This is a genomic window from Planomonospora alba (assembly GCF_039534085.1).
Lineage (GTDB): Bacteria > Actinomycetota > Actinomycetes > Streptosporangiales > Streptosporangiaceae > Planomonospora_B > Planomonospora_B alba.
On sequence record NZ_BAAAUT010000047.1, the window covers coordinates 1 to 6,344 of the forward strand.

A 6,344-nucleotide genomic window follows, 5' to 3' on the forward strand; every position below is an offset into this window, starting at 1 on the left:
GCGCCGCCCGCGCCTGCCCGGCCGCCGAAGCCCGCCCGGAAGGAGCCGCCGCGGGCCGAGGCGCCCCGGATGGCCGCCCCGGCGCCCCGGCGGGCGGCCAGCCCCGAGCACCAGCGGGGGAGGGGCCGGGGGCCCGCGCCCCGCATGGTCGCCCGGATCGACGTGCTCGGCGCGCTGGTCCGCTCCCAGACGGGCATGGTGGCGGTACGGCTGCGCAACGCCGGCCGGAGCGCCGGCCGCGCGGTCGTGGCCCAGGTCGGCCTGCCGGAGGGGGTGACGCCGCTGGCGGGCGGAAGGCGGACGCGGGGGGCCGCCGGGAGCGCCGCGCCCGGTGCGGGCACCGGGGGCGTCGGCACGGTGGACGGCTGGTCCTGCCGGCCGGCGGGCCGGGGCGTGCGCTGCGCCCGGGCCCCGCTGGCCCCCGGCCAGGGCACCTCGATCTTCCTGAGGGTGGCGGTCGCGCGGAACGCCCCGCTCGGCGTGCCGCTCTCGCTCCGGGTCACCGGCGCGGGACCGCAGGTGACGGCCAGGTCGCGGAGCGGGGTGCGGGCCTTCGGCGCCCCGGCCCGCTTCGCCGCCGACGGCAGGGTGACCACCGCGGCGATCGGCAACACCCTGCTGACCCGCGCGCCCACCGACCGGATGTGCCGGATCGTCCGGTCCAGGGACGGCGACGCCCGCGACAACGACCAGGCGCCGATGCGCCTGTACGACCAGGACCGCGACCCGGCGACCAAGAACTCCAGCGCCGCCCGGCTGGACCTGCCGAGACGCGGCAGGGTCGTGTGGGCCGGGCTCTACTGGTCGGCGAGCGCACCCGCCGCCGGGCGGGCCGTCAAGTTCCGCGCCCCGGGGGACGCGGGCTACACGCAGGTGCGGGCCGCCCGGGTGACCGAGCAGGAACTGCCCTCCGGCCGGGCGTACCAGGCGTTCGCCGACGTGACCCGGCTGGTGCGCAAGCTCCGCGGGAAGTACTGGGTGGCCGACGTCCCCCTGCGGCCCGGAGTCGCGCGGCACGCCGGCTGGAGCCTGGTGGTCATCGCGGCCGACCCGCGCCAGCCGTACCGGCAGGCCGTGGTCGTCGACACCGCCACCCTGGTCCAGGCGGGCGCGCCGGCGCGGGTCCCGCTCGACGGGCTGACCGATGCCGGCATGCCCGCCCGGCTGGACCTGGTGGCCTGGGAGGGCGACGCCGACCTGCGGGGCGACCGGGTGAGCCTGGGGACGGGCGCGCTCCGGCCGGAGGACGGCGACCGGAACCCGGACAACCCCTTCGACGGCTCGGCCACGGGTTCGACCGGGGTGGAGCTGACGCCCGGTGTGGACGTCGACCGCTTCCACGCGAGGCTCGGCCGCGACCCCGTCCTCAGGGTGAGCACCCGCCGGGACGCCGTGCTCTTCGGGGCGGCGGCGGTGAGCGTGCAGACCCGTTCGTGATGGCCGGTCTCAATAAAGGGACAAACTGGTACGGTCGGCATAAACGCTCTGGTGAACGGTCGGTTGCGGGTGGAATCGTGGTGATTCGCTCTCGGGTCGTCGGGTGCTTGACTACCCTGGGAGAGGCCCACCTGTCCGGCCCCTCGGGGCGTCTTCAAGCGTGTCTGAGCCGTAGGGTCGGGCGACGTAGGAAGGGCGGTGTCGCGTGGATCGCTGCGCGCTGTTCGTGGACGCTGGCTATCTGCTGGCCGACGGAGCGATGGCCGCGCACGGGACCCGCCATCGCGAGGCGGTCTCGTGGGACTACCCGGGCCTGCTCCGGTTGCTCACCGACCTGTCCAGGGAGCGCACCGGGCTGCCGCTGCTGCGCTGCTACTGGTACGAGGCCACCGTCGAGGGCCGGCACAGCCCCGAGCACGACGCGCTGGGCGACATCCCCGGCCTGAAGCTCCGGCTCTCCCGGATCCGCCCCGGCCGCCGCGAGGGCGTGGACGCGCAGGTGCACCGCGACCTGATGACGCTGGCGCGCAACAACGCGATCTGCGACGCGGTCGTGGTCAGCGGCGACGAGGACCTGGCCCAGGTCGTGTGCGACGCCCAGGACCTGGGGATCCGGGTGACGCTGGTGCACATCGCCGCCGACGGGGGCTGGGGCGTCTCGCGCACGCTCCGCCAGGAGTGCGACGACCTGATCGAGATCGGCGCGGGCCATCTGCGGCCGTACGTCAGCCTGGTCTCCTCCTCTCCGTCCTCCGGCTCCGGCGAGTCGTCCTCCCCGGGCTCCCCGGGCCTCTCCGGCACGTCCGCCCCGCCGGCCGGCGCGGTCCCGTCCGGCAACGGCTCCGCGCCCGTGCCCGCCTCCGTGGCGCTCCCGCCGGGCGGCGGGTCCCCCTACGACCCCGCCTCCCCGGGCAACGGGCTCTCCCCGGGCAACGGGCTCTCCCCGGGCAACGGCGTGCCGCTCAGCGCCTCCGCGCCGCTCGGCTACGGCGGGACCGCGTCGGGCAACGGCGTCCCGCAGGGCAACGGCTCCCGCCCCGGCTACGACCTCCTCCGCGGCGGCGGACTCCCCGGCGGGTCCCCCTCGGGGAACGGGCTCTCCCCCGAGGGGTCCTCCGCCGGTGGAGGCCCCTCCGGCAACGGGTTCTCCGGTGGGGCGGCCTCCTCCGGAGGCGGCCTGCCCGCCGCCGGCGGGACGCAGCCGGGCGGCGACGCCTCCCCGGGCGGATCCGCGCCGTCGCTCCCGTCCCGCCGGGCGAGCACGTCCCCGCCCGCGCCGTCCGCCTACCCGGGTTACCCGCAGGAGTCCCCCGCGACCTCCCCGGCGCCCGCCGTCTCCTCCGCGTCGACGCCGCCCTCCGGGCAGCCCGGCCTGCACGCCGGACCGTCCTCGGGAGCCTCCGCGGGAGCGCACTCGGGCACGCACCACAGCCCGACCGGTTCCTCGGCCGCCGTCCCGCAGTACGGCTCCGGCGCCACCGGGAGCACGCCGAGCTACCAGCTGCCCGCCTCCGGCACCGGGGCGCAGCCCGCGGCCCCCCAGCCCGTCGGCCCCTACACCGGGCCGCACGCGGCCCCGGTGCCGCTGAACACCGGCGGGGCGACCACGCTGGCCGACGCGGTGAAGGCCGCGCACAAGGAGGGCCACGACTTCGGCGGGTCCGTGGCCAAGGACGCCCCGGCCCTGTGGCTCGAAGCCGTCCTCGCCCGCAAGCCCCGCATGCCCTCCGACCTGGAGGCCCGCCTCCTGCAGGGCTCCTCCCTGCCGATCGACTTCCTCCTCCACGACGAGGTCCGCCACGCCCTGCGCCGCGGCTTCTGGGACGCCCTGGAGCACGCCCGCAGCTGATCCGGCGCGGCACCGGGAACGGACGCCCGTTCGCTGGCCTACGGCGCGCGGGCCCTGCCCTCCGCGGAGCCGCCGGAGGCGGTCAGGTGAGGGCGTCGAGGCCGGCGCGGAGGTGGAGCAGGCGGTCGCCGAGGTCGGAGACGGCCCCGTTCAGGGTGGGGTCGTCGGTCTTGCGGACGAGATCGCGGACCCGGGTCAGCTCGTCCTCCACGGCCGCCAGGCGGCGGGAGAGCTCGGGGAGCACGGCCGCCTCGCCGTCGCGCCCCGCGGGAAGCTCGCCGTTCAGCCGGCCGCGCAGCATGGAGGCCTGCTCGGCCAGGCGGCGGTTCATGTTGTGCAGCTCGACGAAGACCGCGACCTTGGCCCGGAGCACCCACGGGTCGAACGGCTTGGTGAGGTAGTCGACCGCCCCGGCGGCGTAGCTGCGGAAGGCGTAGTCCGGGGCGCTGTCGACCACCGTCAGGAAGATGATCGGGACGTTGCGGGTGCGCTCGCGGCGCTTGATGTGCGCGGCCGTCTCGAACCCGTCCATCCCGGGCATCCGCACGTCGAGCAGGATCAGCGCGAACTCGGTGCTGAGCAGCGCCTTCAGGGCCTCCTCACCCGACTTGGCCCGGACCGGGACCACGTCCAGGGAGCTGAGGATGGCCTCCAGGGCGATGAGGTTCTCCTCCCGGTCGTCGACCAGGAGGATCTTGGCGCGATGCGGCATCTCACGCACCTTCCTCGGAGACGTCGCCCGCCCGGCCGCGGGTGAGCCAGCCGCGGAGCCGTTCCAGCAGGCGGTCGACGTCGACGGGCTTGGGGATGTAGTCGGAGGCGCCGGAGGCGATGCTCTTCTCCCGGTCGCCGTGCATGACCTTGGCGGTCAGCGCGATGATCGGCAGGTCGGCGAACTGCGGCATCCGGCGGATCGCCGAGGTGGTCGCCCAGCCGTCCATCTCCGGCATCATGATGTCCATCAGGACGAGGGAGACGTCCTCGTTCCGCTCCAGCTGCTCGATGCCCTCCCGGCCGTTCTCGGCGTAGACGACCGTGGAGCCGTACCGCTCCAGCACGCTGGTCAGCGCGAAGACGTTGCGGATGTCGTCGTCCACGATCAGGATCTTCGCCCCGGCGAGCGGGTCCTCGCCACCCGTCCACACCGGTCCGTCGTCCTGCGGGAGGCCCGGGACGGGCGTGCTCTCCGGCATCGGGATCTCCGGGAGCCCGCCCGGCTCGTCGAGCCGCTCGACCTGGCCGGGGATCACCGCGGGACGGGTCGCGGCGCTCGGCGCGGCCGCCCCGCCGTCGCGCGCGGCCAGCGGGCCGGCGTAGGCCGGCGGCAGGTACAGGGTGAAGGTGCTGCCCCGGCCCACCTCGCTGTGGACGTGGATCTCGCCGCCGAGCAGGCGGGCGATCTCACGGCAGATGGACAGGCCCAGGCCGGTCCCGCCGTACTTGCGGCTGGTGGTGCCGTCGGCCTGCCGGAACGCCTCGAAGATGACTTCCAGCTTGTCGGCGGCGATGCCGATGCCGGTGTCCACGACCTCGAAGGCCAGGACGCCGTCGACGCCGCGCAGGGTCTCGTCCACGAAGGCCACGTCGCGCGGGGCGTGGACCACGCGGAGCCGCACCTCGCCCTTGGGGGTGAACTTGATGGCGTTGGACAGCAGGTTGCGCAGCACCTGCTGGAGGCGCTGCTCGTCGGTGCGGAGCTCCTGCGGGACCGACGGGTCCACCTCGACGGCGAACGACAGCCCCTTGTCCTGGGCCAGCGGGGTGAAGGTCGCCTCGAAGTAGTCGACGAGCTTGGGCAGGGAGATCTGCTGGGGGTGGATGTCCATCCGCCCGGCCTCGACCTTGGACAGGTCCAGGATGTCGTTGATCAGCTGGAGCAGGGCGGAGCCGGCGCCGTGGATGGTGCGGGCGAACTCCACCTGCTGGGGCGTGAGGTTGCCCTCGGCGTTCTCGGACAGCAGCTTGGCCAGCACCAGCAGGCTGTTCAGCGGGGTGCGCAGCTCGTGCGACATGTTGGCCAGGAACTCGGACTTGTAGCGCGAGGAGACCGCCAGCTGCTCGGCGCGCTCCTCGAGCGTACGGCGGGCCTGCTCGATCTGGAAGTTCTGGATCTCGATGGCGCGGTTCTGCTTGGCGAGCAGCGCGGCCTTGTCCTCCAGCTCGGCGTTGGAGCGGCGCAGCTCCTCCTGCTGGCGCTGGAGCTCGTCGGAGCGTTCCCGCAGCTCCGTGGTGAGGCGCTGGGACTCGGTGAGCAGGTCCTCGGTCCGGGAGTTGGCGATGATCGTGTTCATCGTGACACCGATGGTCTCGACGAGCTGGACCAGGAAGTCGTGGTGGATCTCGCTGAACTCGGTGAGCGAGGCCAGCTCCAGCACGCCGAGCACCTGGTCCTCGAACAGGATCGGCAGCACCACGATCTGCGCGGGCGTCGAGGAGCTCAGGCCGGTGTCGACCGTGAGGCCCCCGTCCGGGACGTCCCGCAGGATGATCCGCTTGCCCTCCAGGGCGGCCTGGCCGACGATCCCCTCGCCGATGGCGAAGCGCTGCCGGGGGCCGACGCCCGGGCGGGCGCCGTACCCGGCGATGAGGTGCAGGTTGTGCTCGCCGGCGGGCTCGGCGAGGTAGAAGGCGCCGTACTGGGCGGAGACCAGGGGGGTCAGCTCGCTCATGATGAGCCTGGCGACCTCCATGAGGTCGCGGTGGCCCTGCGTGAGGCGGGAGATCCGGGCCAGGTTGGACTTGAGCCAGTCCTGCTCCTGGTTGGCGGTCGTGGTGGCGCGGAGCACGGACACCATCGTGTTGATGTTGTCCTTGAGCTCGCCGATCTCGCCCTCGGCGTCGACGGTGATCGAGCGGGTCAGGTCGCCCTGGGCGACGGCGGTGGTGACCTCGGCGATCGCCCGCACCTGGGTGGTGAGGCGGCCGGCGAGCTCGTTGACGCTCTCGGTGAGGCGCCGCCAGATGCCCTCGGCGCCCTCCACCCGGGCCTGGCCGCCGAGCTTGCCCTCGGAGCCGACCTCGCGGGCGACGCGGGTGACCTCGGAGGCGAAGGAGGACA

The 6,344-nt window shown here is 74.5% G+C and carries 3 protein-coding genes and 1 pseudogene; 2 read left to right on the forward strand and 2 right to left on the reverse strand.

Annotated elements, in window-relative coordinates; translation table 11 throughout:
* Both ABD823_RS25145 and ABD823_RS25150 read left to right on the forward strand, forming a co-directional pair.
* A pseudogene (locus ABD823_RS25145) lies at positions 1-1,437 on the forward strand (hypothetical protein); the annotation flags it as partial.
* Between the two features lie 205 nt (positions 1,438-1,642).
* Positions 1,643-3,286, forward strand: coding sequence for an NYN domain-containing protein (locus ABD823_RS25150; protein ID WP_344863661.1), 1,644 nt, complete (start codon positions 1,643-1,645; stop codon positions 3,284-3,286).
* Between the two features lie 82 nt (positions 3,287-3,368).
* Here ABD823_RS25150 and ABD823_RS25155 read toward each other — a convergent pair whose 3' ends face one another.
* Entirely contained in the window at positions 3,369-3,998 is a 630-nt protein-coding gene (locus ABD823_RS25155) for a response regulator (protein WP_344863663.1), read from the reverse strand.
* A 1-nt stretch (position 3,999) separates the two neighbouring features.
* The coding region (locus ABD823_RS25160) for an ATP-binding protein (protein ID WP_344863665.1) at positions 4,000-6,344 on the reverse strand (2,345 nt) is incomplete at its 5' end.